This is a genomic window from Vibrio olivae (assembly GCF_042428525.1).
In the GTDB taxonomy this organism is placed as follows: domain Bacteria; phylum Pseudomonadota; class Gammaproteobacteria; order Enterobacterales; family Vibrionaceae; genus Vibrio; species Vibrio olivae.
In genome coordinates this window covers 61,195-86,030 of record NZ_JBHMEP010000011.1, presented here as the reverse complement: position 1 = coordinate 86,030, position 24,836 = coordinate 61,195, and the positions used below count along the sequence as shown (strand labels likewise).

The following is a 24,836-nucleotide window of genomic DNA, read 5'->3' as shown; positions in this document are numbered from 1 at the left end:
TGTGACGACGTCGAAACACAAAAATGCCGAGCATCACGCTCGGCATTTTTTATTTGGTCATCGTATTGAGCTTAACGCTGCGTGACACCAGCAATCGTAAAGCTTGGATTGACCTGAGTGAGCTTTTTGATGAGGTAATTCAAAAGCACCCCATACATAGGGACAAACAGCCCTAGGCTGATCAATAACTTCACACCGTAATCCACCAGCGCGATTTCTGTCCAGTGTTCAGCCATAAAAGCATCGGGGCTTTGATAAAACGCAATCGCAAAAAACGCGAGTGTATCTAACGCGTTACCAAATAGCGTTGAGCAGGTAGGCGCCACCCACCACTGTTTGAGTTGACGCAGACGATTAAAGACTTGGACGTCCAATATTTGGCCAAGTAAATACGCCATAAAACTCGCCAAAGCGATACGCGCAACAAACAGGTTAAAGTCACTTAGGTGGGAAAAACCTTGATATTGGCCTTCATAAAACAACACTGACAGCACATAAGAAACCACCAGAGCCGGAATCATCACCAAAAAGATGATCTTACGAGCCAGCGGCGCACCGAAGATACGTACCGTTAAATCTGTCGCCAGAAAAATAAACGGGAAGGTAAACGCGCCCCAAGTGGTATGTAAACCAAATAGAGTAAAAGGGATTTGAACCAGATAGTTGCTGGAAGCAATAATGATTAAATGGAAGAGAACCAAATAATTAAGGGCGTTGCGCTGCTGCGCAGGAGTAAAGTTATTCATGCAATACCTTTTTAGTTTGGTTTGGGGGTGAGGGAACCCAAATCGAGTCGTCAGCACTTATGCTGTTAACTCTCACCAATAATATGAAATATGATCACGCGTATGACGCGAAGCTCAATAGAGCGGCTGGCGATTATACCGAAACCAACACCGGCCGCAAGCGCTTAAATAATAAGCAAACGATTATCTGAAAATGGGCTTAAAACCCTTTGGCGAAGAGCTGGGCTAAAAAAGCCATTTCTTGCTGAGATTCATGAGCACTTAAGGTCTCAAACCACACGGATTCGCTGTAATGCTCCGCTTTCAACATCAACTCACAGCCTTCAAAGTCAATTAGCCACGAGTGGATGTCCGCATCGGTTTGCTTTTCGGTCACCGTGGCAGACAACAAAGAGACTAACTGCTCGCCTAAAGCAGGAAAGCTATCGTAGTCAAAACTTGGGGTCGATATAACTAAGCGGCCAAGTTCAGGCTGGAAATCGCGTAATGTAAATTGAGGCAATGAATTAGCCATAGTGCGTGACATGCTCCTGAATCATATCCAAAAACGGATCCGCGTATTTTTCAAGCTTACGCTGTCCAACGCCATTAACCGCTAACATCTCACCATAAGACATCGGTAAGATCTCAGCCATATCAATCAAGGTCGCATCACTAAACACCACGTATGGCGGCAACCCTTCTTCATCAGCAATGGATTTACGCAGCTTCCGCAGCTTACTAAATAGCTTTTTATCGTAATGTTTATTGGAGAGCTTATCCGCCTTGGCAGCCCGTGCGGCTGTATCTAAACGTGGCACCGCCAGTTCAATACTCATCTCCCCTCTTAATAGCGGGCGCGCTTCTTCGGTAAGTTGCAAAGTGGAGTTACGAGTGATGTTTTGAAACAGCAATCCTTTATGGATCAATTGACGAAAAATACTCACCCAATAGTCATGGCTGTGGTCACGGCCAAGACCATACGTGGACAGCTTGTCATGGCCTTGTTCGCGAATTCGAATATTTTGCATGCCACGAAGCACCTCGACCACATAGCCAATACCAAAGCTTTGATTGACACGATACACACACGACAACGCCTTTTGCGCTTCCTGCGTGGCATCAAAATGCTTTGGTGGGTCCAGGCAGATATCACAGTTACCACATGGCTCATGACGATACTCACCAAAGTAGTTAAGCAGCACTTGACGACGACAAGTTTGCGCTTCCGCAAAGGCGCTCATTGCATTGAGCTTATGGCTTTCAACTTGCTTTTGCGCCCCTTCCGGCTTTTCTTCAAGCATACGTCTGAGCCATCCAATATCCGCTGGGTCATACAGCATCATCGCTTCTGCCGGTAAACCATCACGACCGGCCCTGCCCGTCTCTTGATAATAAGATTCGATGTTACGAGGAATATCAAAGTGAACCACAAAACGCACATTCGGCTTATTGATTCCCATACCGAATGCCACCGTCGCAACCACGATCTGAATATCATCACGCTGAAAAGCTTCTTGCACATAAGCCCGCTCATCCATATCCAGCCCCGCATGATAACTGGCAGCGCGAATGTGGTTGTTACACAATTTCTCTGTCAGCATTTCTACTTTCTTGCGACTACCGCAATAGATAATGCCGCACTGCCCCTTTTGCGTGCCGAGGAAACGGATAATTTGTGAAACGGGTTTGTGCTTCTCTACCAAGGTATACCGGATATTAGGGCGATCAAAGCTGCCAAGATGAATATCCGGCGCATTAAGCTGTAAACGGTGCATGATGTCGTTGCGCGTTGCATCGTCCGCAGTTGCGGTCAACGCCATAACAGGCACATGAGGAAAGTGCTGTTTTAGCTGGCCTAGCGAGGCATATTCAGGACGAAAATCATGGCCCCACTGTGAGATACAGTGTGCTTCATCAACAGCAATCATCGACAACGGCAAACTGGCTAGTCGCTCTAGAAAATCGCGCATTAAGACCCGTTCTGGCGAGACATAAACCAATTTGACGCTTCCAGCATGGAGGCGGTTATAAATCGTCATCAACTCTTCACGTGGAATCGTCGAGTTAATACATTCTGCCGCAACGCCATTAGCCTTCAATTGATCGACTTGGTCTTTCATTAATGAAATGAGAGGGGAAATCACCAGGGTTAAGCCGTCACGTACCAAAGCAGGAATCTGGTAACAAAGAGATTTTCCGCCTCCGGTTGGCATGATCACCAACGCATCTTTACCAGCGACTGCGGCATCAATCACTTCACGTTGCCCGTCGCGGAAGGTTTGGTAACCAAATACGGTCTCCAAAACACTTTGCGGTGTCAGTTGGTCGTCAGGCTGCTGGGCAAGCAAAGTGGAGGTCATGCAATTTCTCAAGTCAATGATGATAAGAGCGAAAAGATAATTTCGTTTGAGGCGCACATTGTAGAGGGGATTGCTGGCGAATAAAACTGCAAATTGTTAGGTGAATGTTTCTGTCGCTCGTATAATGACCGCTGCTCAACTTTCCGATGACAGAGAAGACGGATGACCACGGAAGAACAACTTCAGGCCAAACAAGGCGTTCTACTTGCCATTGCGGCTTACATCATGTGGGGAATTGCTCCCATCTATTTCAAGACCGTTGCCCACGTCTCCGCTCTGGAAATTCTCAGTCATCGCGTTGTATGGTCATTTGTCTTTTTAGCGGTACTTATGCACAGTGGACGCCGCTGGCGAGGTTTTGTTGAGATCTTTCGCACCAAGACCAAACTGGTCTATATGTTGGCTACCTCGTTGTTAATTGGCTGCAACTGGTTGGTTTTTATCTGGGCGATCAACGCCAATCATATGCTGGATGCAAGCCTCGGTTATTATATTAACCCGCTGATTAACGTAGTGTTTGGTATGCTGTTTCTCGGAGAACGGTTACGCAAAATGCAATGGCTGGCGGTGTTTCTGGCAGCATGCGGCGTGTTAATCCAGTTGATTGCGTTTGGCAGTGTGCCGATGGTGGCGTTTGCTCTCGCTATGACTTTTGCGCTCTACGGCTTGTTGAGAAAGAAAGTGGCGGTCGATGCTCAAACCGGGCTATTTATTGAAACCTTACTGTTGTTGCCTGTAGCGGCGATTTACCTTTGGCAATTTGCTGATAGCTCAACCAACAACATGTTCCACAACTCTTGGTCATTGAACTGGCTGCTGATCGCGGCTGGGATCGTCACAACTCTGCCTCTGCTGTGTTTTACTGGTGCTGCGACACGGCTAAAACTCTCCACTCTAGGATTTTTTCAGTATATCGGGCCAAGCTTTATGTTTGTACTTGCCGTAGCGATATATGGTGAAACCTTTTCAATGGATAAAGCCATCACTTTCGCCTTTATCTGGGGAGCTTTACTGATTTTCAGTGCCGATGGCTTTGCCCATTCCAAGAAAAAAAGACTGCAGGCTGTTAATCATCCTTAAAAGACCGCAACAAGGTGAACCTTGTTTATCGTCACCTTGCTGCCGTTATTCTAGGCTGTTTAAGCGGTCAGTGCTTATTTACCGCAGTACATCACATTATAAATAAACACTGGAATACCAATAACATAGCGTTTGAACAAGCGCTTAGGTTCCAAGAACAAGCGATACAGCCACTCTAATCCCATTTGTTGGAATATCTCCGGCGCACGAGTAAAACGCCCAGCTTGGAAGTCGATGATCGCCCCACCACACACGATGATGGTCGGTGCATCGGATGCCTCTTTAATAAGCTGCGCAACTCGTTCCTGCTTTGGCATGCCCATCGCAAGTACGATGATGTTAAGTCGGTTTTCATCCACATGACGTAGATAATGTTGCACGTAATCAGACTCAGACAAAAAACCATCGAGACTGAGGAAATCACGCGAACGAAATAAATTTTTTGCCCCCGTTTTTAACCACGGTTCACAAGTACCGTAAGCAAAAAAACGCAGCTGCTTGTTTGACTTCAGCGCTGATGAGATGAGCAATGGAATAAAATCCGTACCGTTTAGGTTCGCCTTAGGCTCAAGCTTATGATAACGACAAGCGATTTCGATCCCTTTACCATCTCGCAGTAGATAATCGAGTTGGAAAAAACTGTCTCGTGTCTGACGATTCTTCTCGATCAGGTTATAGCCGTACTGATTTAAAAACCCGACCGAAATCGTCCGCCGAGTATCGAGCAACTCCACAACCAAGTCTTCAATTTCGTCTTCGTCAACTCGAGTCAGCTGATTGAGTATACTAGTCATAATTCGCCACACTTAAAACATGAGCCTTACATTACAACAAGAGACATCGATCACGTCTATGCATCTTGCCATCCTTTAGCCGCTGTCTCCTTAATGACACATCCTGAGTATTTACGTGATAACTTTTTACAAGACATCAATAAGTTGAATGGATAATATTGGTCAAGAGTTAACCACGTGATTTCGTTATGCATCAAGATAATGTCAACTATTACACCACGGCTTATGATGCGCTGCATTTGATCGCGGCTGACTATAAGCAATTCGCATTTTCACGCCATTATCATCTCGATTTTCATATCGGTTTAATCACGCGAGGAGAGCAGTCGTTTTATTCTCATGGGCAACGACATCGAGTGGGACAAGGGCAAATAGTGTTAATGCCGCCCGATGAACTGCATGACGGTCATGCTTATATGGATACTGGATATCAAGTTCGAGTATTTGCGATCCAGCCCGATTGGCTGAGCGATCTTGCCGATCTCAAGCAAACTGGTCAAATTATCCACTTTAATCACCTGATCCTCTCGGATCCTGCGGTTTTTTCACAACTTCTTAACCTTCACCAACAACTCACCGTGAAAAATCTCAGTGCGTTAGCCAAAGATTGTCTTCCATTTGAAGGACTTAACCTCGTTTTTGATCGCTTTGGATCGCGTCAACGCCAACCGCTGTATACGCTTGGCAGTATCTCGATTCAGCGCCTAAAAGAGTACTTACTGGCACATCTAGACCAACCGATTCGCTTGGCGGAATTAGCTTCGATATGCCACCTGAGCCCGACCCAATTTCAGCGCCACTTTAAAGCCACAATGAATATTAGCCCGTATGCGTGGTTATCTCGCCTACGTCTGGAGCAAGGATTTAAGCTGCTCAAGTCCGGGCAAAATGGTAGTGAGGTAGCGCTGGCTGTTGGCTTTTATGATCAAGCCCACTTTGTGAAAGCGTTCAAGAGCAGTTACGGTATTTCGCCCTCACAAATTCAGCGTCGCTAAGGTATCCATGTACGGAATTTACAATCACCGTGAAGACCGATTTGCCATACTGCGGTCCTAACTCACGATAAATAGATACTTATGGATACTCTGACGCCCGTTATCACTATTTCCACCATTCACTTTATTGCCTTAATGAGCCCCGGACCCGACTTTACCCTTGTGGTTCAAAATGCCACGCGCTACGGGCGGCCTACTGGCTTGGCAATCGCATTAGGATTAGCTTGCGGGATATTGTTGCACTCCATTTTTAGTATTACGGGTGTCAGTCTCATTGTTCACCAACACCCTCTGCTGTTTTCGCTCATGCAGATCATTGGCGGTGGATATTTGCTTTACTTAGGTTATGGCGCACTAACCGCAGTATGGCTCCATCGTCATACACCCACGGTTGCCGAGTCTTCATCTGATAAAAGCCCTTTACTGCTCGCCAATCGACGACAGGCATTTTCTCGAGGCTTTGCCACTAATATTCTTAACCCTAAAGCCTTAGTGTTTTTCGTTAGCTTGATGTCGAGCTTGGTGCCCGCTGACATGAGTATCAGCATCAAAACATTGACGGTCGTGATTTTGTTTGTCTTGTCACTGAGCTGGTTTTCTTTTCTGGCTTGGGTACTTTCTACACCGAGATTGCAGAACAAACTGCAATCCGCAGCACGATATATTGATGCTTTATGTGGCTTGGTGTTTACCCTCATCGCGATCACTATCTTGTATCAAGCGATGCTGCGTTTGCTGAGCTAATGCCCCATTTTTGATTTTTCGATCAATTTTTCTCGCTCATCGCTAGATCCAAAACACGTCAACTGCCACTCTGAAAATGGACTTAACTATCTATAAGTGTCTAACACAACTGATAAATTATTCATTTATTCGTGAACAAGGAGAGAGTGTATGCCGTGGAACAGCAAATGGGTCATCAGTGCAGGGCTGATGTTATTCGCCCCTCTTACTTTGGCTAACCAGATTACGGACAGTATTGCGCCAGAGCAAAGTAGCGGTTTAGAACACAAAAACCTAACCCATGCCAAACACTGGATGGTCACAGCAGCGAACCCAATCGCAGCCCGCGCGGGAGCCAATATTCTTAAGCAAGGGGGAAACGCTATTGATGCGATGGTGGCGGTACAATTCGTTCTTGGCTTGGTCGAGCCCCAATCTTCGGGGATAGGTGGTGGCGCGTTCTTGGTCTATTGGGATGCAAAGAATCAAGACCTAACCAGTTTTGATGGGCGAGAAACCGCACCCATGGCCGTCACACCCCGATTATTTCAAGATGACGATGGCGAACCCCTTTCTTTCTATGATGCAGTGGTTGGTGGCCGATCGGTCGGTACGCCAGGTACTGTGAAGCTGATGTGGGAAACACATAAAAAATACGGCAAGTTAAAGTGGGAAACCCTGCTGAAACCTGCCATTCAAGCCGCCGAACAGGGCTTCATCGTGAGCCCTCGTCTTGCAACATTAATTGCCGATGATCAGCAAAGACTCAGCCGCTACCCAGCGACGCGACGTTATTTTTTTGATGATCAAGGAGCGCCGCTCTCCGCCGGAACCTTATTGAAAAACCCACAATACGCAAACACTCTGCAAGCGATTGCCAAACAAGGCGCGGATGCCTTTTACCAAGGTGACATCAGTCGCGATATTATTGAAACAGTACAGCACGCTGAAGGTAATCCGGGCGTATTAGCTCAGCGTGATATGGACAACTATGACATCAAGCAGCGTTCCGTGGTGTGTTCTGCTTACCAAGTTTACGACGTATGCGGCATGGGGCCACCTAGCTCGGGCGCCCTCACTGTTGGACAGATTTTGTCACTGACGCAACACTTCAACCTAAAAAAATGGGGGCCGAACGATCCACGCTCTTGGCAGATCATCAGTGACGCTTCGCAATTAGCTTTTGCTGACCGCGCCCAATACATGGCTGACGAAGATTACGTTCCGATGCCAACTCAAGGTTTACTTGATGACAACTATCTCTCTGACCGCGCTCAGCAAATAACCGTCGGTAAGGCCTTGCAAGATGCGAGACCGGGCACACCACCATGGCAGCACGCAATGCACCTCAGCCCTGACCAATCCATTGAGTTACCCAGCACCAGTCACTTTAATATTGTTGATCGTGATGGCAACGTCGTCTCAATCACCACCACAATTGAGAATGCTTTTGGATCACGACTTATGGTTCGGGGTTTCTTGCTCAATAATGAACTGACCGATTTTTCGTTTAGAACACACAGCAATGGCGTTCCCATTGCCAATCGTATTGAACCGGGAAAACGCCCACGATCATCAATGGCCCCGACTATTGTCATGAAAGACGATATGCCTTACTTAGCGATCGGATCTCCTGGCGGTAGCCGAATTATTGGTTATGTGGCCCAATCGATTATTGCCCACACTCAATGGAATATGGATATTCAACAAGCGCTCAACCAACCTCACTTACTCAATCGTTTTGGTGAAATGGATGTTGAGCAAGGTACAGAAGCTGAAAATCTCATTGAGCCACTGAAACAGCTCGGTATCCAAGTTCGTGCGCGAGATCTCAATTCTGGACTGCATGCAATCCGTATTACATCACAAGGTTTAGAAGGAGCAGCCGATCCACGCCGAGAAGGTGTGGCTATTGGCCAATAACGCTTTGGAGGTATTGGGTTGATCTGCTCACCCCCGTGTGCGAGATCTCTCACACGGGGGTGAGTAAATATCGCTTTTTTAGGCAGAAAATAACACATGTATGTATATAAGTTATTGATTCATAAAAATATGAACAAAGATCACTCAAATAAAAACGCATATAATCATTTTCTTACCATTGCTGAAAAGTCAGATTCCCGTAATATCGAAGTTGTCGGTAGGATGCTGACACGGAACAGGAACTCACCACGGATTGGTCATCTTCAGGAAGAAGATTCGGTTATTCAGGATGAATGATCGGCATGGACAGCAAAGGACATTGAACGGACGCAATAGTAACTAGGATGGTTGCTAAAAAGGAAGTGAAATGGACACCTCTGGACGAGGCAAGGACTCAACATCAGGATGATGTAAAGGACACCGCTCAGGGATTAAGTGATGAGAGCTAACTGGGATAGTTAGTGGACCAGGACAGGTCAAGGACACCGCTAGGATGGCGACGAAAGGACTAAGCTGACGGATTTCAGCATACTTATCAAGGAATAGATGCAGGGAGCAACTTAGTAGCCGGATTGCTGCAAGTAAGACTATAACCCCGATGGGCTTTTGCCCTCGGGGTTTTTCTTTATCAGCCAATCACTAACAGCAAGCTAGCTATCATCCAAAGTGAAAAAGGAGCGCCATAGCGCTCCTTTTATATCAGCCATTCATCACTTAAAGCTGCTCAAGCTTAGCGTAAGCGGTGACCAACCACTTAATCCCTTCACCATTGAAGGCGACTTGCACACGGCTTTGTGGGCCACTACCTTCAAAGTTAATAATCGTCCCTTCGCCAAATTTAGGGTGTTTTACTCGCGAACCGAGACTGAACCCTGTCTCATTGAAGTTCTCTTTGACCGCGGTTTGGCTAAAGCGACCACTACTCGCGGGACGGCTCACCTGCGCTTTCATTCGGACTTCATCTAAACAGCTTTCGGGTAACTCACGAATAAAACGTGATGGTTTGTGGTATTTGTCTTGACCGTACAAACGACGCATTTCAGCGTAGGTGATATACAGTTTTTGCTTGGCACGGGTCATTCCCACATAACACAAGCGGCGCTCTTCTTCTAAACGCCCCGCTTCTTCGGCTGACATTTGGCTTGGGAACATGCCTTCTTCAACCCCAACCATAAAGACCAGAGGAAACTCCAGACCTTTCGCACTATGAAGTGTCATTAACTGCACAGCATCATCAAATTCATCCGCTTGGCCTTCACCGGCCTCCAATGCCGCGTGGGTTAAGAACGCCGTCAGCAGTGGCATATCATCCGCTTCTTCCGGCTTTTCAAATTGGCGAGTAGCGGTGACCAACTCTTCCAAGTTCTCAATCCGTGCCTTTGACTTCTCACCCTTTTCTTGTTCATACATGGTGTACAAACCCGATGAATGAATCACATGGTTGGTTTGTTCATGCAGTGGCATTTCATGAGTATCATCTTCCAACGCATTAACCAGTTCAACAAAACGCCCCAATGCGCCAGCCGCTCGGCCGGTTAATACTTGCTCATTGAGCAATGCGATACTTGCATCCCACATGGTACAACCACGCTCGCGAGCGGCAAAACGAATGGTTTCTAATGTCTTATCGCCCATGCCACGCGTTGGTGTATTAACGATACGCTCAAAGGCGGCGTCATCATTACGGTTGGACATCAAACGCATGTAGCTCAACGCATCACGAATTTCTTGGCGCTCAAAGAAACGCATGCCCCCGTAAATTCGATACGGCAAGCCCGCTTGAATCAACGCTTCTTCCAGCACCCGTGATTGGGCGTTATTGCGATATAGCATAGCGCACTCGTTGAGCACACCGCCTTTATCTTGCCACTCTTTGATTTTACTCACCGTAAACCGAGCTTCATCCAGCTCGTTGTAGGCCGAGTATACTGAAATCAGCTCACCCGCTTCGCCATCCGTCCACAACTCTTTGCCCATACGTTCAGTATTGTTGGCAATCAGTGTGTTTGAGGCTTCCAAAATGGTTTTGGTCGAACGGTAGTTCTGTTCGAGACGAATGGTATTCACACTAGGAAATTCCAACGTGAATTTTTCGATATTTTCGACTTTTGCACCGCGCCAGCCATAAATCGATTGATCATCATCACCAACGATCATGACGTGGCTGTCAGGGCCCGCCATCATTCTTAACCAAGCGTATTGGATGTTGTTGGTGTCTTGAAATTCATCGACCAATATATGTTTAAAACGCGCTTGATAGTGCTCGCGAATATGCTGTTTGTCACGCAGCAACTCATGAGTGCGTAGCAAAATTTCAGCAAAATCCACCAGCCCGGCGCGATCACATGCCTCTTGATAAGCACGATAAAGTTGCAAATAGGTTTTGGTAATCGGATCGTGGTACGCATCGATGTGCTGCGGACGTAACCCTTCATCTTTCTTACCATTAATCCACCACGCCGCCTGGCGTGCAGGCCACTGCTTCTCATCAAGATTTTGCGCCTTAATTAAACGACGCAACAGGCGCTGCTGATCATCACCGTCGATGATTTGAAAATCTTCCGGCAACTTGGCATCCAGATAATGCGCCCGTAAAATTCGGTGGCAAATGCCGTGGAAAGTCCCGTTCCACATACCTGATGCGCTGCCCATCATCAGCTCTTCAATTCGCCCACGCATCTCTGCTGCCGCTTTATTAGTAAACGTGACCGACATGATTGAGAACGGCGATGCTTGTTCAACAGACATCAACCACGCAATACGATGAACCAGCACTCGAGTCTTACCACTTCCCGCTCCGGCAAGAACGAGTAAGTTTTCAAGCGGTGCGGCGACGGCTTGGCGTTGTTTGTCGTTAAGACCATCGAGTAATAAGGAGGGATCCATCATGTCAGGCTACTGGTTATTTATACATAAAGAACGATTATAACCTAAACAACTTGCTGTGTTCAGGGCTAAAGCCAAGAAAAATTTTTAGTCTAAATAAGGAATAAATTCAGTTTGTTATCAGATAACTTCACCACTTAGAGAAAAAATATGCCTTTAAGGTGAAAGATTTTTTCTTTTCCATCGCTCTTTTTTAGTAAGCAAGTTGGCGAGCGGTAGAGTCACTTGTGAACATTCAAACAATGACTTTAGTGAGGAAAGGAAGATGAACAAATCCAATATCGCCGTTAGTGCCGCCGTGACTGGGCTTCTTGCCATCGGAGGATCATTACTCAGCGCGACCCCAGCCGTCGCCGCCGAAAAGGAAAAATGCTACGGCGTCGCCAAAGCAGGAATGAATGACTGCGCAACCAAAACCAGCTCGTGCGCAGGCACCTCAAAAATGGACCATCAAAAAGATGCGTTTGTTGTGGTGCCAAAAGGCTTGTGTGACAAACTTGCTGGTAGCAGCAAAATGTCATCGTAGCGGGTGATCTCTGTTATGGCTGGCAAGCGTAATGTTTGTCAGCCAGACTAAGGAGCTTGTAATGTTATCTCAACATTGTGCGTTGAGTCCTTATGTTGGTGTTGGGCTACGTACTCCCCACCTTGACTATTTCGCCGCCAATCCTGAGACCTTGTCTTGGTTAGAAATCCACAGCGAAAACTACTTTCAGCCTCAAAGCCCAGCGAGAAAAAAACTTAACCATATTGCCCAATCCTGCCAGATCAGTTGCCATGGAATAGGGTTGTCACTCGGCAGCGTGGAGCGTGTAAACCATCTTCATCTAGTTGAGCTGACCACGTTACTCAATGATATCCAACCGATATTCGTCTCTGATCACCTTAGTTGGAGTCAACAAGGTGGCCATTATTACAACGATTTGCTACCCCTGCCCTATACCGAAGAAGCGTTAGATGTCTTTTGTCGCAATGTTCTCGAAGTACAAGACGCGATAAAGCGCCCGTTATTAATTGAAAATCCGTCGAGCTATCTGACGTTCAACCACTCAACCATCAACGAGTGGACGTTTCTCAATCACGTTCAACAGCGCACTGATTGTCGCCTGCTCCTCGATATTAATAATATTTACGTTTCCGCCTTCAACCACCAATTTGACCCACTCACTTACCTTCAAGCCATCAATGCTCAAGCGGTGGATGAAATTCATCTTGCAGGTTTTAGCCGGCAGATTTTAGACAGTGGGGAAATATGGATTGATACCCACGATCGCCCGGTATGCGAAGACGTTTGGCAATGGTACCACCGCTGGATTAAACAATTCGGTCCTCGCCATACGCTGATCGAATGGGACACCGATATTCCTCGACCTGAGGTGCTGCTAGAGCAAGCTGCCATCGCCAGCCAAATGCTCACTCCGCTGACCGCGGTCAATACCATGAGGAGCACCGGATGACTCTCGCTCAATTACAACAGCAATTTACTCAGGCATTACGTTACCAAAACGAAGATGTCACTCAGCACATTCTCGCTGACGCGATTAACACTGTCGAAAGGCTGCAAATTTATCGCAATCATTTCGTGCTCAGCTTGAGCGACGTTCTTGCGGCGACCTACCCTTTGGTTAGATTGCTGGTGGGTGAGCAATGCTTTATGCAGTTAGCTCGCAGCCACCTACTGACACATCCTCCAACCCAAGCCGACGTTAACCAATATGGCGAGGGCTTTAGTGCCACGCTCGCCAAGTTTCCACAGGTTATTGAAAGCGCTCCGTATATTGTCGATATGGCAAATTTGGAATGGCAATGTGACCGCCTTCACCAACGTGACTTTTCTGCTCGTCCTTCTCATGACATGCCGCGACCACTGAATGAATTACAACAGTTAACGCCCCTTCAATATCGCCAAGTCGTGCTCGAACTGAATCCACACATTTCAATACTGACCACTCAATATGCGGTGGCCGCTCTAAAGTATGCCATCGACAATAATCAAGAGTTAACCTCACTGGCTATCAACCAAAGCGAATACGTGTTGATTATTAGGAATCTCGGCATCGTCACACCGCATGTTGTTACTGACCATGCGCTTAAGTTAATTAGTACTTTAGAACGAAAACAACCACTTGAGAAAATTCCGCCAAACTGGTTAACGCACCTACCGATGTTGGCGAGCTTAGGGGCTATCACAGGGTTTAAGCTCTATGACGATGTACAGCAAAGTGAGGGAATGGATCATGGCAAACCAAATACTTAATCTAGAGCAATTTTTAGAACATCGCTTAGCACCTTGGTTACAACCCAGCTTATTGCTATTTTGTCGTTTGTGGGTGAGCTGGGTATTTTTTCGCGCAGGCCTGAGTAAAATCCAAAGTTGGGACAGCACGTTGTTTCTCTTTGAATACGAATATCAGGTGCCATTTTTATCTTTTAAATCAGCAGCTTATATCGCTACCTTTGCAGAGTTAAGTTTGCCCTTAATCCTCGCTAGCGGCCTGTATTCTCGTCTTAGCGCAACGCTACTGTTTGGTTTTAATATTATGGCGGTAGTTTCGTATCCGATCCTGTGGGAGCGCGGCTTTTACGACCATCAACTTTGGGGATTTATGTTGATGGTTGTGATGATTTTTGGTGGGGGAAAATGGGCAGTTGAGCAGCTTTTAAAGCAAAAAGATCATGGGTAACCAAAAGCAATGAAAGCTGTACACTCATCCTCTCTTATTAATAAGGCGACCAAGTTCTTAAGAGAATTAAGCCATAAAAAAAAGCCCTTGCTAGCAAGGGCTTTTTCATCATTTCGTTTAGTGGTATTTAAGCAGCAATTCCGGAGTGACGCAGTAAAGCGTCAATTTGCGGTTCGCGACCTCGAAAGCGCTTGAACAGCTCCATTGGCTCCTCACTCCCCCCCATCTCTAGGATATTATTCAAGAAGCTTTGACCCGTTTCGGAGTTGAAGATCCCTTCTTCCTCAAAACGTGAATAGGCATCACAAGAGAGCACTTCTGCCCACAAGTAGCTGTAGTAGCCAGCGCTGTAACCACCAGCAAAAATATGGCTAAAGCCGTGTGAGAAGCGGGTCCATTCTAAACTTGGCAATACTGCAACTTTGGCTTTGACTTCCGCTAAGGTTTCCAAAACCCGAGCACCGACTTCTGGGTCATATTCGGTATGTAATGTGAAATCGAACAAACCAAATTCAAGCTGGCGCAAAATAAACATCGCTGACTGGAAGTTTTTCGCAGCCAGCATTTTATCCAACATAGCTTTAGGTAATGGCTCACCCGTTTGGTAATGACCAGAAATAAACGCCAGTGCTTCTTCTTCCCAACACCAATTCTCTAGGAATTGACTTGGTAGCTCAACCGCATCCCATGGCACACCATTAATACCAGACACGGCTCCCGTATCGACTTGGGTCAACATGTGGTGAATGCCATGGCCCGTTTCATGGAAAAGGGTCACGACTTCATCGTGAGTAAACAGTGCTGGTTTATCACCGACGGGTTTGTTGAAATTACAGGTTAAGTAAGCCACAGGAGTTTGTAACTCACCTTGGGTATTCATACGGCGCACGCGGCACTCATCCATCCACGCGCCACCTCGTTTATGCTCACGTGCATACAAATCAAGATAAAAGCTACCACGCAGCTGTTGTTGGCTATCAAAAATATCAAAGAAGCGAACCGATTCATGCCAGGTATCGACGCCTTGGCGTTCGACAACCTTCATACCGAATACGCGATGCAATACCTCAAAGAGACCACTGACGACCTTCTGTTCAGGGAAATAAGGACGGAGCTCTTCGTCAGAAATTTCAAATAGCTTCTGCTTTTGTTTCTCGCTGTAATACGCGATATCCCATGGGTTAAGCTCTTCAACACCAAATTCTGCTTTAGCAAACTGGCGTAGCTCTTCGACTTCTTTCTCACCTTGCGGCTTCGCTTTTGCGGCTAAATCATTTAAAAAGCCCAACACTTGCTCTGGCGTTTCAGCCATTTTGGTTGCCAACGATTTCTCACTATAGCTACTAAACCCGAGCATGCGAGCCACTTCATGACGTAGCTTGAGTAACTCATTGATGATTTCTGTGTTGTCCCATTTTCCCGCATTAGGCCCACGGTCAGAAGCACGAGTAACGTAAGCTTCATACAATTCTGCACGCAGCGCTTGGTTATCACAGTAAGTCATCACGGGCAAATAAGAAGGAATATCCAGCGTGATTAAGTAACCATCGAGATCTTTCGCTTGGGCAGCCGCTTGCGCAGCGGCCAATGCCGATTCCGGTAAACCAGCGAGCTCAGAGGGATCTTCAATATGCTTGGTCCAGCCCATCGTGGCATCAAGCACGTTATTGGAAAATTGCGAACCCAGCTCAGACATACGCTTGCTGATTTCACCATAACGCACCTGTTCATCTTTCGGCAAACCAATGCCTGACAACTCAAAATCACGCAGTGCGTCGGTAATGGTTTTTTGCTGTGCACGAGTTAGGGTGGCGAATTCCTCACTGTTTCTTATCGTTTTGTAGGCTTCAAAGAGCCCTTTGTGTTGGCCGACCCATGTTCCATATTCGGAGAGCAGCGGCAAACAGCTTTCGTACGCTTCACGCAGTTCTTCGCTGTTCATGACCGAATTTAAATGGCTCACAGGAGACCAAAGGCGACTTAAGTGATCATCCACTTCTTCAATTGGCGCAACGAGGTTGTCCCAAGTTGGTGTTGGATTGTCTTGCAGCAGCTGTTCAATTTTATTACGGCATTCAGTAATAGCTTGCTCCACCGCTGGCTTGACATGTTCTGGCTTGATCTGCGAAAACGCAGGCAAGTCGGTGATGGAAAGCAGAGGGTTCGACATAGAGAATTCCTTTTGTTAGCGACAGTGATGAAAGCAAAAATCACTGCTTATCGTTTTCAGTCATTAATTAGTAAATATAGGTAGGTTCAGCAATTTTCAATAGTGACGTATAATTCAACGCATCCACTTATCGGAAATGCGCCACTGGCCCATATTGAGAGTTTGTTTTGTTAAGTTATCGCCACAGCTTCCATGCTGGTAACCACGCTGATGTGGTTAAACATATTGTGCAAAGTTTGATTCTGGATGCGTTAAAGCAGAAAGACACCCCTTTCGTGTACCACGATACTCACTCAGGCGTTGGCCGCTACGATCTTACTCACGAATGGTCGGAAAAAACGGGCGAGTATAAACAAGGGATTGCACGCATCTGGCAACAGGAAGGTATTCCTGCCGAACTGCAAAGCTACCTTGATGCCATCGCAGAGCTCAACCCGGAGGAGACACTTCGTTACTATCCAGGCTCACCGCGCGTAGCACGGGCTCAACTTCGTGAACAAGATCGAATGGTACTGACAGAACTGCATCCGAGCGACTTTCCATTGCTGGAGCAGGAATTTCATCGTGATCGCCAAGTTAAAATTTTTAAAGAGGATGGTTTTCAGCGCTTAAAAGCCAGTTTGCCGCCGAAAGAACGCCGCGGTTTAGTGCTGATTGATCCCCCATATGAATTGGCTCGAGAATATCGAGATGTGGTCACCGCCATTGCTCAAAGCCATAAACGCTGGGCAACCGGCATTTATGCGATTTGGTATCCAGTGGTCAATCGTGTGGATATCGAAGATATGATTGAGGGCCTTCAAGGGCTCGGCATTAGAAAAATTTTACAAGTTGAACTTGGTGTCTCACCGGACACACTTGAACGCGGTATGACCGCTTCCGGCATGATCATCATAAATCCGCCTTGGAAATTGGAAAGTCAAATGCAAGCCGTGTTACCTTTCCTTAAGGAGAGAATCGCTCCGGCGACCGGACACTTTAACGTTGAGTGGATAGTCCCCGAGTAAAGCATAACCAGTAGGTGGCGAAGTGCGCATCCCGCCGCCAGTAAACCAATAACCCGAGAATTAAAATTGATTGGGCTTCGGAGCAGAGTATGTCTGCTCTCCTTGCCTCAAAGAAATTGGAGAAAGTAATGGCGACTCATTTTGACTATATCTGTATCGGTGGCGGCAGCGGTGGTATCGCCTCTGCAAACCGCGCAGCCATGTACGGCGCAAAAGTTGCGCTGATTGAAGCCAAAGATCTTGGCGGTACCTGTGTCAACGTTGGTTGTGTGCCGAAAAAAGTCATGTGGCATGGTGCACAGGTTGCCGAAGCGATGAATCTCTACGCGGAAGATTACGGCTTTGACGTCGATGTAAAAAACTTTAACTGGGCAAAGCTGGTTGAAAATCGCCAAGCGTATATTGGTCGTATTCATCAATCGTATGATCGTGTCCTTGGTAACAATCAAGTGGAAGTCATTCGTGGCTTTGCCAAATTTGTGGATGAGAAAACCGTTGAAGTCAACGGTGAGCTTTATACTGCTGACCATATTTTGATTGCGGTTGGCGGGCGCCCGACCATTCCAAATATTCCTGGTGCTGAGTACGGTATCGATTCAAACGGTTTCTTTGAACTTAACGAGCAACCTAAACGTGTTGCAGTTGTCGGCGCAGGCTACATTGCCGTTGAGATTGCGGGCGTGCTGAATGCTCTGGGTACCGAAACGCATCTTTTTGTGCGTAAAGAATCGCCACTGCGTACCTTTGACCGTATGGTCATTGATACCTTAGTGGAAGTGATGGAAGCCGAAGGGCCAACCCTGCACACCAACTCAGTACCAAGTACGGTGGTAAAAGAATCGGACGGTAGCTTGACGCTGCACTTCGAAAATGGGCATTCGCAAAATGTAGATACCCTAATTTGGGCGATTGGCCGTCACCCAGCGACGGACGCCATTAACCTGCAAGCGACGGGTGTCGAAACCAATGACCATGGTTACATCAAGGTTGATGCCTATCAGCAAACAAACGTCAAAGGCATTTACTGTGTCGGTGACATCATGGAAGGCGGAATTGAATTAACACCAGTTGCGGTTAAAGCGGGTCGTCAGTTATCTGAGCGCCTATTCAATAATAAGCCTGACGCAAAGATGGATTACGACCTAGTGCCTACGGTGGTATTCAGTCACCCACCAATTGGCACTATCGGCCTCACCGAAACCGAAGCAGTCGCCAAATACGGCGAAGACCAAGTGAAGGTTTACACATCAGGCTTTACAGCCATGTACACCGCAGTGACTCAGCACCGTCAACCTTGCAAGATGAAGTTGGTGTGTGCTGGTGATGAAGAGAAAGTCGTGGGTCTACACGGCATTGGTTTTGCCGTTGATGAAATGATTCAAGGTTTTGGCGTTGCCATGAAGATGGGCGCAACAAAAGCTGACTTCGATTCAGTGGTCGCCATTCACCCGACCGGCAGCGAAGAGTTTGTTACCATGCGTTAAAGACGCAGCGGAATGCTTATAATAAAAAGCCAGAGCGAATGCTCTGGCTTTTTTGACTCATTAATACGGCTCAAGACTCGGTGTCAATTTATCCATCACATAGTTTTTAACCACGAAATCCGACCCATCTGTGGTTAAGTGCCCGTAATCAAAGGCAATCAGTTCATCACCTACTTTGGCTCGACAGCTCAGCTTGCCTTGTTCATCCGTTCGGCATAGCGATTTCAGCAAATCAATAAATACGAACTTGTTATTCAGGATGTGCTTTAAGTAGTTGTTGTTTTTCACCACACTGTTATCAAAGTTGTCATCTTGAATAAATTCCTCACCATAATGCTTTTGGAAATAAACAAGCGGAAGTGACGGTGACCATTGAGGGAAAGGCCCCATGATGATCACTTTATCAACCCCTAACCCTTTTAGTGTATCGACCGTGTTCAACCAGTCGTTGCTTTCATGAAAGCGTCGAGCGCCTAAAATAACCACCTTAGGTTGGGTTTTCATAATCGCGTCATAAGCAATACGATTGGAATAATTACATCCAATATCCGAACGCGTGGTGCCACTTCGTTTGATCAAGAATGAAGGCGAGCAACCAGAAGAGGTTAATTGACTAAAAGGCACACCTGACGGCAAGTTGTGGCGCAATCCCGTGGATAACGCTCCCATATGAGAGTCGCCCCAAACAAAGACTCCGCCTTTTTTCTGGCTAATACACTCATCACCAACTTGAACTTTACCTGTTAAGTGGATTTGCACTGAGGTATTACATTGATTAAATAAACCTGAAGGGTCGATGTCATAGTGTTGATATTTATCTAAAAACTTGGCTCTAAGTGATGTAGCCCCAACTCGGTAAGGGGTATCCAGTCCATTCATTGATAATACAAACACCGAGCACACTGCGACACCAAGAGACATCCATACTGGTTTAATACTGAAGAATCTTTTCCATTGTTGAATGCTAGGAAATTTCTTAGATTCGACAAATCGATAGCTAAGCCAGCCCATCATCAGTGATAAAGGCACACCGATAACCGACCAGTTGTCGATATGGAAGAAACCGTATACTACGATTGGCCAATGCCACAAATAGATCGAATATGACCACTTCCCTATCGCCTGAAATACGGGATTATTAGTAAATACGCTATCTTGCCGATTTGCCACCAAAATAAAGTAAGTCCCCAACACAGGAACGATGGCGAGATAACCAGGCCAAGCCGTTTCGGCACTGATAAGCCAGTAGCACGATACGATCATCAGTAGCCCTAAATACTCTAAACGCTTCTTTGACGATTTAGCGAGGGTGATTGGATAAATGAACGCAATGCCACCAAACATCATCTCCCAAGCACGAGTCGGAAATGAATAATAGGCAGCATCGGGCATCTTCATTGTAATAACGATCCCCCCCACAAAACTGAGTAAGGCCCCCACCACAATTAAGCGTTTTACATTATCGACCGAAAGGAAACGTTTTAAAATCACCAATACAATCGGATAAACAATATAAAACTGCCACTCAACCGAAAGCGACCAAGTATGTAGTAACCACTTAAAATGCGAGTCGGCATCAAAATAACCGGATTCTTTCCAGTAAATAATATTAGAAACAAAAAACACGCTGCTGGTAACGTGTTTGGCGACTTCTTGATACTCTTTAGGAGACAGGAAAAACCAGCCATAAAAAAGTAGACATAAACAAACAACAGATAACGCAGGAATTATTCGGTTAGCACGGGCAACATAGAATTTAAGCAGATTAAATGAATGGCTTTCTATCCCTCGAAATATAATCCCAGTCATCAGAAAGCCGGAGATAACAAAGAAAACATCAACACCGGCAAAGCCGCCAGGCACGAGTGCTGAATTAAAGTGAAATAATACAACGGCTATAACCGCTATAGCTCTCAATCCATTGATATCATATCTAAAATTCACAATTCCATAGCTCCATTATCCGATCCCTGTAGATAAAAATAACCGCAGATGGCGTTTCGCTATGATTGATCGATACATTGGTTGTAATGACATGCGCTAGAAACCCATCACTGACATAAATTTGACACTCAGCCAATTATAAAGTCAACGTTATGGGTGGAGGTTTTCATTCCGTGATGAGCGATTCTCTAATAAGAGATCTGTTTGCTTCTTTAATTTGAAACGTTTTAACTAGTGCTTTATCAACGCTTAGGTTTGTATTGGCTAACTTACAAATAAAACATTAGTTAAATAATACAAACCGCAAGACATAAAAAAGACCACCCTAAGGTGGCCTTTTTTGCTATCTGTTTTTTACATTATGAGGACTTCATTGAAGCCAATAGAGAATCCATTTCACTGATGAGTTGCTCAGTTTTTGGGTCAACCTCTTTCATCGCAGCCATCACTTTCTCTTGCAGATCTTCATTCAGCTTACGAACTTCGGGATCCGCTAAGAATTTCGCGCGAATTTCAGCTTGATCATCTTTGGTTTCTTTCAGTGAAGCCATCACCTCTTGACGCTGCTCATCTGAAACGTCTTGATCAGCCAATTTCGTTTGCGCGTCGACTAACGCTTTTTTCATTACATTAGGATCGTAACCAATTTCTGACGCTTTCTCTTTGAGCTTTGCATTGGTTTCATCAGCGGCTTTAACTAAGTCTGGATTTTCTTTAAACGCTTTATCCCAGATACCGTTGAGTTCACTTTGAATCTCACCAACACGTTGTTGTGCTGGGTTCACTTGTGCCGCTGCTTGACCGTTACCTGCAGGTGACACTTCAGCCGATGCTGGCAGTGTGTACAATGCTGCGAGTGAGAGCGTCACACTCAAGATTAGTTTTTTCATAGAAGCACCTTTTTTCAACATGGTTCCAACATGGGATCCTCTTTGAGTCTATAAGGTGCTGAAGCTCAGCAGTCAGTGCTCAGTCATGGAGTGTTAACACTCTGTCAAATAATCGACACTTTGCTATTTGGTGCACATCACGTTGAGGAGCGAGGTACCTTTTAGCTTGGTCACTTTACCGCTGGTAAATAAACCATGACGGTCACTGCCCCAGTAAGGTAAGTGCATTGGCCACTTATCTTTTTCCATCACATCAGAGCCAATAAAACGTGACCATTCGACTTCCGTCGGCAATTTCATGCCCAATTGACGGCAAACTAAGGTCGCATCATCATAATTTAAGCGATTCCACGCTTTGTTATGCTCCATATAAAACTGATGATCGCTATTGGTAACGTAAGGTACAACGTATTCAACCCCAGAGACTTCCCCTTGCAAACGCAGGTCAATATCCATATTGGCGATAGGCTTAGCCGAAGACGTGGCTGAGACTTGCGATTTAGCGACGGGCTCACTTTTCGCTGGAGCAAACACGGTGGTTTTTTGTGAACTGGCCGTCTTTGGCTGTGACTTGGTCGCTGCCACAGGTTTTGCAGCCTGCGCTTTTACAGGAGGATTAGCGACGCCTGGCACCACTTCACGAATAAACGCTTCACGGTAAGCTCGCTGAGTACGCAATGATGTTAAATCTCGATTGGCTTCTTGAAAATCTTTATACGGACCGATAAGACAGCGAACATTATTGCCTTCATGCTTCATCCATACATCGGTTGAAATATGCTGATAAATGGGCTTGGCTTGCGCTAATGAAAGTGGACGATTGAGCAAACCACATTGAATCCAGAACAGTGACGCATTGTTCTTTGGTTGCTGTTTTCCCCACAACCCACGGCCAATTGGGCAACTTTTATCTAAAACAGGCAGTTGTTGACTCGAAGCTTGTTGGGCATCACATAAGAATTCTTCCGCACTGACAGGTTGAATCCAGAGCGAGGTAGAAAGTGCAGACAGAGAAAAGAGTATCGCCCAAGGACGTGCAGATTTTACAGCCATCATGTTATCCATATGTTTTTACTCATAATGATTTAATAGTGACATTCTTGACGGTTCACTGTTGAGAAAAAAATAAATGCAAAAAAAGAGCCGTTATTGATAACGACTCTTAGTGTAGGAATATTTTTATCTCAAAATCTTAGTATGAGATCACCCTTTATAGATTTTGGGGTTAAATACATCACGTAACCAGTCACCTAACAGGTTGATAACCAAGACTAAGGTCACAAGCACGATGCCTGGGAAGACGGTAATCCACCATGAGCCAGAGAAGATGTAGTTAAAACCAATGCTGATTAGAGAGCCGAGAGAAGGCTGGTCGACGGGTAAGCCTAAGCCAAGGAATGACAGCGCCGCTTCAGACATGATGGCATTGGCAACTTGTACCGTAGAAATCACTAAAATCGGCGACAAACAGTTCGGCAGAATATGGCGGAACATAATTCGTAGCGATTTAAAGCCCATGACACGCGCCGCTTCAACATACTCTTTTTTCTTCTCAGCCAGTACCGATGCACGAATGGTTCGCGCATACTGCGGCCACTCAGCAATCCCGATGATCACGACCAACATTACAACCGCGTATTGACTGTAAAACTCACTACCAAAACTGGCTTTAAAAATTGCAGAAACAATGATGGCGACCATCATGGTGGAGAATGAAAGCTGCACATCCGCAAAACGCATCAGGAAGCTATCAATACGACCACCAAAATACCCTGCCGATAACCCAATCAAAATACCAAGTAGCAGCTGCAAACCAACAGCCAAAAAGCCGATGGTCAGTGATAAGCGAGAGCCATAAAAAATAGTCGATAAAATATCGCGGCCTTGGTCATCAGTACCAAGAACAAAGTCCGCCTCTCCACCATCCAACCATGATGGGGGCAATTCTGAGTTCATGATGTCGATTGACGCTAGGTCATAGGGGTTACTCGGGGAAATCCACGGCGCCAATAACGCCGTTAGCACAAAGGCCAAAAAGACCACAAAACTGAACATCGCCACTTTATCGCGGCGAAAGTGGTAGAGAAAATCTGAAGATTTAAAGCGCTCCCAACGTGAAGGCGCTTGAGCTTGAGTCACTTGATTCATGATTACGCCCCTTTTCCTGTTAAGTTCACGGTTGGGTTAATCAAACCGTATAACAAATCGACAATCGTGTTCGTCACCACGAAAATCAAACCAACGAAGATGACATACGCGGTGATAAGTGGCGTATCGACACGGTTGATTGCTTCAAGGAAAAGGAACCCCGTTCCCGGCCACTGGAAGACGGTTTCGGTCAAAATAGTATAAGCGACCATCGTACCTATTTGTACACCACCCACGGTTAGTACAGGCAACATGGTGTTTTTCAGAGCATGTTGAAAATACACTTTTTTAAGTGGTAAGCCCTTCGCTTGGGCGAATTTAATGTATTCAGAACCTAACACTTCTAGCATTTCTGAGCGCACCAAACGAATGAAGAGTGGCAACATGATCGAGGCTAAGGAAACACATGGCAACACTAAGTGTGCAAGCCCATCAAGAGTAAAGTAGCCAGATTCCCAACCAAGCCAATTCGCAGTTTCCCCTCGTCCGTAGGAGGGCAGCCAACCGAGTTCAATCGAGAAGACATACATCAGCATTATCGCGGTCAAGAACACAGGAATCGAAATACCGATACTGCTGCCGGCCATGATGATTTTGGTAAATAGACTTTTGGGTCGAATCGCTGAGTAAACACCAAGCGGAATCGAAAATACAATAATGATAAAGCTGGCTCCAACGACCAATTCTAGCGTTGCGACCAGTTTGTCAAGAATCACTTCAACCGCTGGGCGTTTGAAGAAGTAAGACGTGCCTAAATCACCGTGCACAGCAGCGGTAACAAAGCGAGTATATTTTGTAATGAAGGGATCGTTGAGGCCGAGTTCATCACGCAGTGCTTGACGCTCTGCTTCCGAAACCGACTGACCGACAAGCTCACGCAGCGGGTCACCCAGATTATCCTGAATGGCAAACGCCACTAAACTGATCACAAACATCACTATCAGTGCCTGAAACAGGCGCTTGACCAGAAACGAAAACATTCCTTGCCCCTTAACTTTCCATGAGAGATCTGCGAGACAC

21 protein-coding genes are annotated in these 24,836 nt (G+C 46.1%); 10 read left to right on the top strand and 11 right to left on the bottom strand.

The genetic code is table 11. From position 1 onward, the window contains the following. Positions 1–71: 71 nt before the first annotated feature. From ACFFUV_RS20600 to recQ, 3 genes are all read right to left on the bottom strand, one after another. Positions 72–746: a 7-cyano-7-deazaguanine/7-aminomethyl-7-deazaguanine transporter gene (locus ACFFUV_RS20600; protein ID WP_390196837.1), complete on the bottom strand. Its 675-nt coding sequence runs from the start codon at positions 744–746 to the stop codon at positions 72–74. Positions 747–945: 199 nt separating this feature from the next. Then, complete coding sequence (locus tag ACFFUV_RS20595) at positions 946–1,260, bottom strand: DUF3630 family protein (protein WP_390196835.1); 315 nt, start codon at positions 1,258–1,260, stop codon at positions 946–948. Continuing rightward, positions 1,253–3,088: an ATP-dependent DNA helicase RecQ gene (gene recQ / locus ACFFUV_RS20590; protein WP_390196832.1), complete on the bottom strand. Its 1,836-nt coding sequence runs from the start codon at positions 3,086–3,088 to the stop codon at positions 1,253–1,255. Before recQ ends, ACFFUV_RS20595 begins: the two co-directional genes overlap by 8 nt. Before the next feature lie 162 nt (positions 3,089–3,250). On the opposite strand from recQ, the gene rarD reads away from it, so the two are divergent. Further along, complete coding sequence (rarD, locus tag ACFFUV_RS20585) at positions 3,251–4,168, top strand: EamA family transporter RarD (protein WP_390196829.1); 918 nt, start codon at positions 3,251–3,253, stop codon at positions 4,166–4,168. Positions 4,169–4,242: 74 nt separating this feature from the next. Here rarD and ACFFUV_RS20580 read toward each other — a convergent pair whose 3' ends face one another. Beyond that, positions 4,243–4,962, bottom strand: coding sequence for a WecB/TagA/CpsF family glycosyltransferase (locus ACFFUV_RS20580; protein ID WP_390196827.1), 720 nt, complete (start codon positions 4,960–4,962; stop codon positions 4,243–4,245). A 188-nt stretch (positions 4,963–5,150) separates the two neighbouring features. Here ACFFUV_RS20580 and ACFFUV_RS20575 point away from each other — a divergent pair, with 188 nt between their 5' ends. The 3 genes from ACFFUV_RS20575 (at position 5,151) to ggt (ending at position 8,603) form a co-directional block, all read left to right on the top strand. Continuing rightward, positions 5,151–5,957: an AraC family transcriptional regulator gene (locus tag ACFFUV_RS20575; RefSeq protein WP_390196824.1), complete on the top strand. Its 807-nt coding sequence runs from the start codon at positions 5,151–5,153 to the stop codon at positions 5,955–5,957. Between the two features lie 81 nt (positions 5,958–6,038). Next, positions 6,039–6,701 (top strand): LysE family translocator, encoded by a 663-nt coding sequence (locus tag ACFFUV_RS20570; protein WP_390196822.1) that lies wholly within the window; start codon positions 6,039–6,041, stop codon positions 6,699–6,701. Positions 6,702–6,851: 150 nt separating this feature from the next. Then, positions 6,852–8,603: a gamma-glutamyltransferase gene (gene ggt, locus ACFFUV_RS20565; protein ID WP_390196819.1), complete on the top strand. Its 1,752-nt coding sequence runs from the start codon at positions 6,852–6,854 to the stop codon at positions 8,601–8,603. A 714-nt stretch (positions 8,604–9,317) separates the two neighbouring features. Here ggt and uvrD read toward each other — a convergent pair. Continuing rightward, positions 9,318–11,492 carry a DNA helicase II gene (gene uvrD, locus ACFFUV_RS20560; protein WP_390196816.1) on the bottom strand — a complete coding sequence of 725 codons (2,175 nt, stop codon included), beginning with the start codon at positions 11,490–11,492 and terminating at the stop codon, positions 9,318–9,320. A gap of 262 nt (positions 11,493–11,754) precedes the next feature. Between uvrD and ACFFUV_RS20555 the strand changes: the two genes are divergently transcribed. The 4 genes from ACFFUV_RS20555 (at position 11,755) to ACFFUV_RS20540 (ending at position 14,173) form a co-directional block, all read left to right on the top strand. Continuing rightward, positions 11,755–12,015 carry a BufA1 family periplasmic bufferin-type metallophore gene (locus tag ACFFUV_RS20555; RefSeq protein ID WP_390196813.1) on the top strand — a complete coding sequence of 87 codons (261 nt, stop codon included), beginning with the start codon at positions 11,755–11,757 and terminating at the stop codon, positions 12,013–12,015. A gap of 61 nt (positions 12,016–12,076) precedes the next feature. Then, positions 12,077–12,946, top strand: coding sequence for an MNIO family bufferin maturase (gene bufB, locus ACFFUV_RS20550; protein ID WP_390196809.1), 870 nt, complete (start codon positions 12,077–12,079; stop codon positions 12,944–12,946). Beyond that, complete coding sequence (locus tag ACFFUV_RS20545; RefSeq protein ID WP_390196806.1) at positions 12,943–13,746, top strand: HvfC/BufC N-terminal domain-containing protein; 804 nt, start codon at positions 12,943–12,945, stop codon at positions 13,744–13,746. The genes bufB and ACFFUV_RS20545 overlap by 4 nt, the downstream gene beginning before the upstream one ends. Continuing rightward, positions 13,727–14,173: a DoxX family protein gene (locus tag ACFFUV_RS20540; RefSeq protein ID WP_390196803.1), complete on the top strand. Its 447-nt coding sequence runs from the start codon at positions 13,727–13,729 to the stop codon at positions 14,171–14,173. Before ACFFUV_RS20545 ends, ACFFUV_RS20540 begins: the two co-directional genes overlap by 20 nt. 127 nt (positions 14,174–14,300) lie before the next feature. Here ACFFUV_RS20540 and prlC read toward each other — a convergent pair whose 3' ends face one another. Then, positions 14,301–16,343 carry an oligopeptidase A gene (gene prlC, locus ACFFUV_RS20535; protein ID WP_390196800.1) on the bottom strand — a complete coding sequence of 681 codons (2,043 nt, stop codon included), beginning with the start codon at positions 16,341–16,343 and terminating at the stop codon, positions 14,301–14,303. Between the two features lie 167 nt (positions 16,344–16,510). Here prlC and ACFFUV_RS20530 point away from each other — a divergent pair, with 167 nt between their 5' ends. Further along, a complete protein-coding gene (locus tag ACFFUV_RS20530) occupies positions 16,511–17,350 on the top strand; it encodes a 23S rRNA (adenine(2030)-N(6))-methyltransferase RlmJ (RefSeq protein ID WP_390196797.1) in 840 nt (279 codons plus the stop codon). A 128-nt stretch (positions 17,351–17,478) separates the two neighbouring features. Next, a complete protein-coding gene (gorA, locus tag ACFFUV_RS20525; protein ID WP_390196862.1) occupies positions 17,479–18,834 on the top strand; it encodes a glutathione-disulfide reductase in 1,356 nt (451 codons plus the stop codon). A gap of 60 nt (positions 18,835–18,894) precedes the next feature. On the opposite strand, the gene ACFFUV_RS20520 is transcribed toward gorA, so the two are convergent. The 5 genes from ACFFUV_RS20520 to ACFFUV_RS20500 form a co-directional block, all read right to left on the bottom strand. Next, entirely contained in the window at positions 18,895–20,778 is a 1,884-nt protein-coding gene (locus ACFFUV_RS20520; RefSeq protein ID WP_390196794.1) for an acyltransferase family protein, read from the bottom strand. 359 nt (positions 20,779–21,137) lie between these two features. Beyond that, positions 21,138–21,668 carry a hypothetical protein gene (locus ACFFUV_RS20515; RefSeq protein ID WP_390196791.1) on the bottom strand — a complete coding sequence of 177 codons (531 nt, stop codon included), beginning with the start codon at positions 21,666–21,668 and terminating at the stop codon, positions 21,138–21,140. 123 nt (positions 21,669–21,791) lie between these two features. Next, complete coding sequence (locus ACFFUV_RS20510; protein ID WP_390196788.1) at positions 21,792–22,733, bottom strand: SPOR domain-containing protein; 942 nt, start codon at positions 22,731–22,733, stop codon at positions 21,792–21,794. Positions 22,734–22,871: 138 nt separating this feature from the next. Beyond that, a complete protein-coding gene (locus ACFFUV_RS20505) occupies positions 22,872–23,816 on the bottom strand; it encodes an ABC transporter permease (protein ID WP_390196785.1) in 945 nt (314 codons plus the stop codon). Positions 23,817–23,818: 2 nt separating this feature from the next. Then, positions 23,819–24,796: an ABC transporter permease gene (locus ACFFUV_RS20500; RefSeq protein WP_390196782.1), complete on the bottom strand. Its 978-nt coding sequence runs from the start codon at positions 24,794–24,796 to the stop codon at positions 23,819–23,821. Between the last annotated feature and the right edge of the window lie 40 nt (positions 24,797–24,836).

What these genes read in the sequence shown, in the direction of transcription:
- ACFFUV_RS20600 (WP_390196837.1), bottom strand. Translation starts at nt 746, where the DNA reads ATGAATAACTTTACTCCTGCGCAGCAGCGCAACGCCCTTAATTATTTG.
- ACFFUV_RS20595 (WP_390196835.1), bottom strand. Translation starts at nt 1,260, where the DNA reads ATGGCTAATTCATTGCCTCAATTTACATTACGCGATTTCCAGCCTGAA.
- recQ (WP_390196832.1), bottom strand. Translation starts at nt 3,088, where the DNA reads ATGACCTCCACTTTGCTTGCCCAGCAGCCTGACGACCAACTGACACCG.
- rarD (WP_390196829.1), top strand. Translation starts at nt 3,251, where the DNA reads ATGACCACGGAAGAACAACTTCAGGCCAAACAAGGCGTTCTACTTGCC.
- ACFFUV_RS20580 (WP_390196827.1), bottom strand. Translation starts at nt 4,962, where the DNA reads ATGACTAGTATACTCAATCAGCTGACTCGAGTTGACGAAGACGAAATT.
- ACFFUV_RS20575 (WP_390196824.1), top strand. Translation starts at nt 5,151, where the DNA reads ATGCATCAAGATAATGTCAACTATTACACCACGGCTTATGATGCGCTG.
- ACFFUV_RS20570 (WP_390196822.1), top strand. Translation starts at nt 6,039, where the DNA reads ATGGATACTCTGACGCCCGTTATCACTATTTCCACCATTCACTTTATT.
- ggt (WP_390196819.1), top strand. Translation starts at nt 6,852, where the DNA reads ATGCCGTGGAACAGCAAATGGGTCATCAGTGCAGGGCTGATGTTATTC.
- uvrD (WP_390196816.1), bottom strand. Translation starts at nt 11,492, where the DNA reads ATGATGGATCCCTCCTTATTACTCGATGGTCTTAACGACAAACAACGC.
- ACFFUV_RS20555 (WP_390196813.1), top strand. Translation starts at nt 11,755, where the DNA reads ATGAACAAATCCAATATCGCCGTTAGTGCCGCCGTGACTGGGCTTCTT.
- bufB (WP_390196809.1), top strand. Translation starts at nt 12,077, where the DNA reads ATGTTATCTCAACATTGTGCGTTGAGTCCTTATGTTGGTGTTGGGCTA.
- ACFFUV_RS20545 (WP_390196806.1), top strand. Translation starts at nt 12,943, where the DNA reads ATGACTCTCGCTCAATTACAACAGCAATTTACTCAGGCATTACGTTAC.
- ACFFUV_RS20540 (WP_390196803.1), top strand. Translation starts at nt 13,727, where the DNA reads ATGGCAAACCAAATACTTAATCTAGAGCAATTTTTAGAACATCGCTTA.
- prlC (WP_390196800.1), bottom strand. Translation starts at nt 16,343, where the DNA reads ATGTCGAACCCTCTGCTTTCCATCACCGACTTGCCTGCGTTTTCGCAG.
- gorA (WP_390196862.1), top strand. Translation starts at nt 17,479, where the DNA reads ATGGCGACTCATTTTGACTATATCTGTATCGGTGGCGGCAGCGGTGGT.
- ACFFUV_RS20515 (WP_390196791.1), bottom strand. Translation starts at nt 21,668, where the DNA reads ATGAAAAAACTAATCTTGAGTGTGACGCTCTCACTCGCAGCATTGTAC.
- ACFFUV_RS20510 (WP_390196788.1), bottom strand. Translation starts at nt 22,733, where the DNA reads ATGGATAACATGATGGCTGTAAAATCTGCACGTCCTTGGGCGATACTC.
- ACFFUV_RS20505 (WP_390196785.1), bottom strand. Translation starts at nt 23,816, where the DNA reads ATGAATCAAGTGACTCAAGCTCAAGCGCCTTCACGTTGGGAGCGCTTT.
- ACFFUV_RS20500 (WP_390196782.1), bottom strand. Translation starts at nt 24,796, where the DNA reads ATGTTTTCGTTTCTGGTCAAGCGCCTGTTTCAGGCACTGATAGTGATG.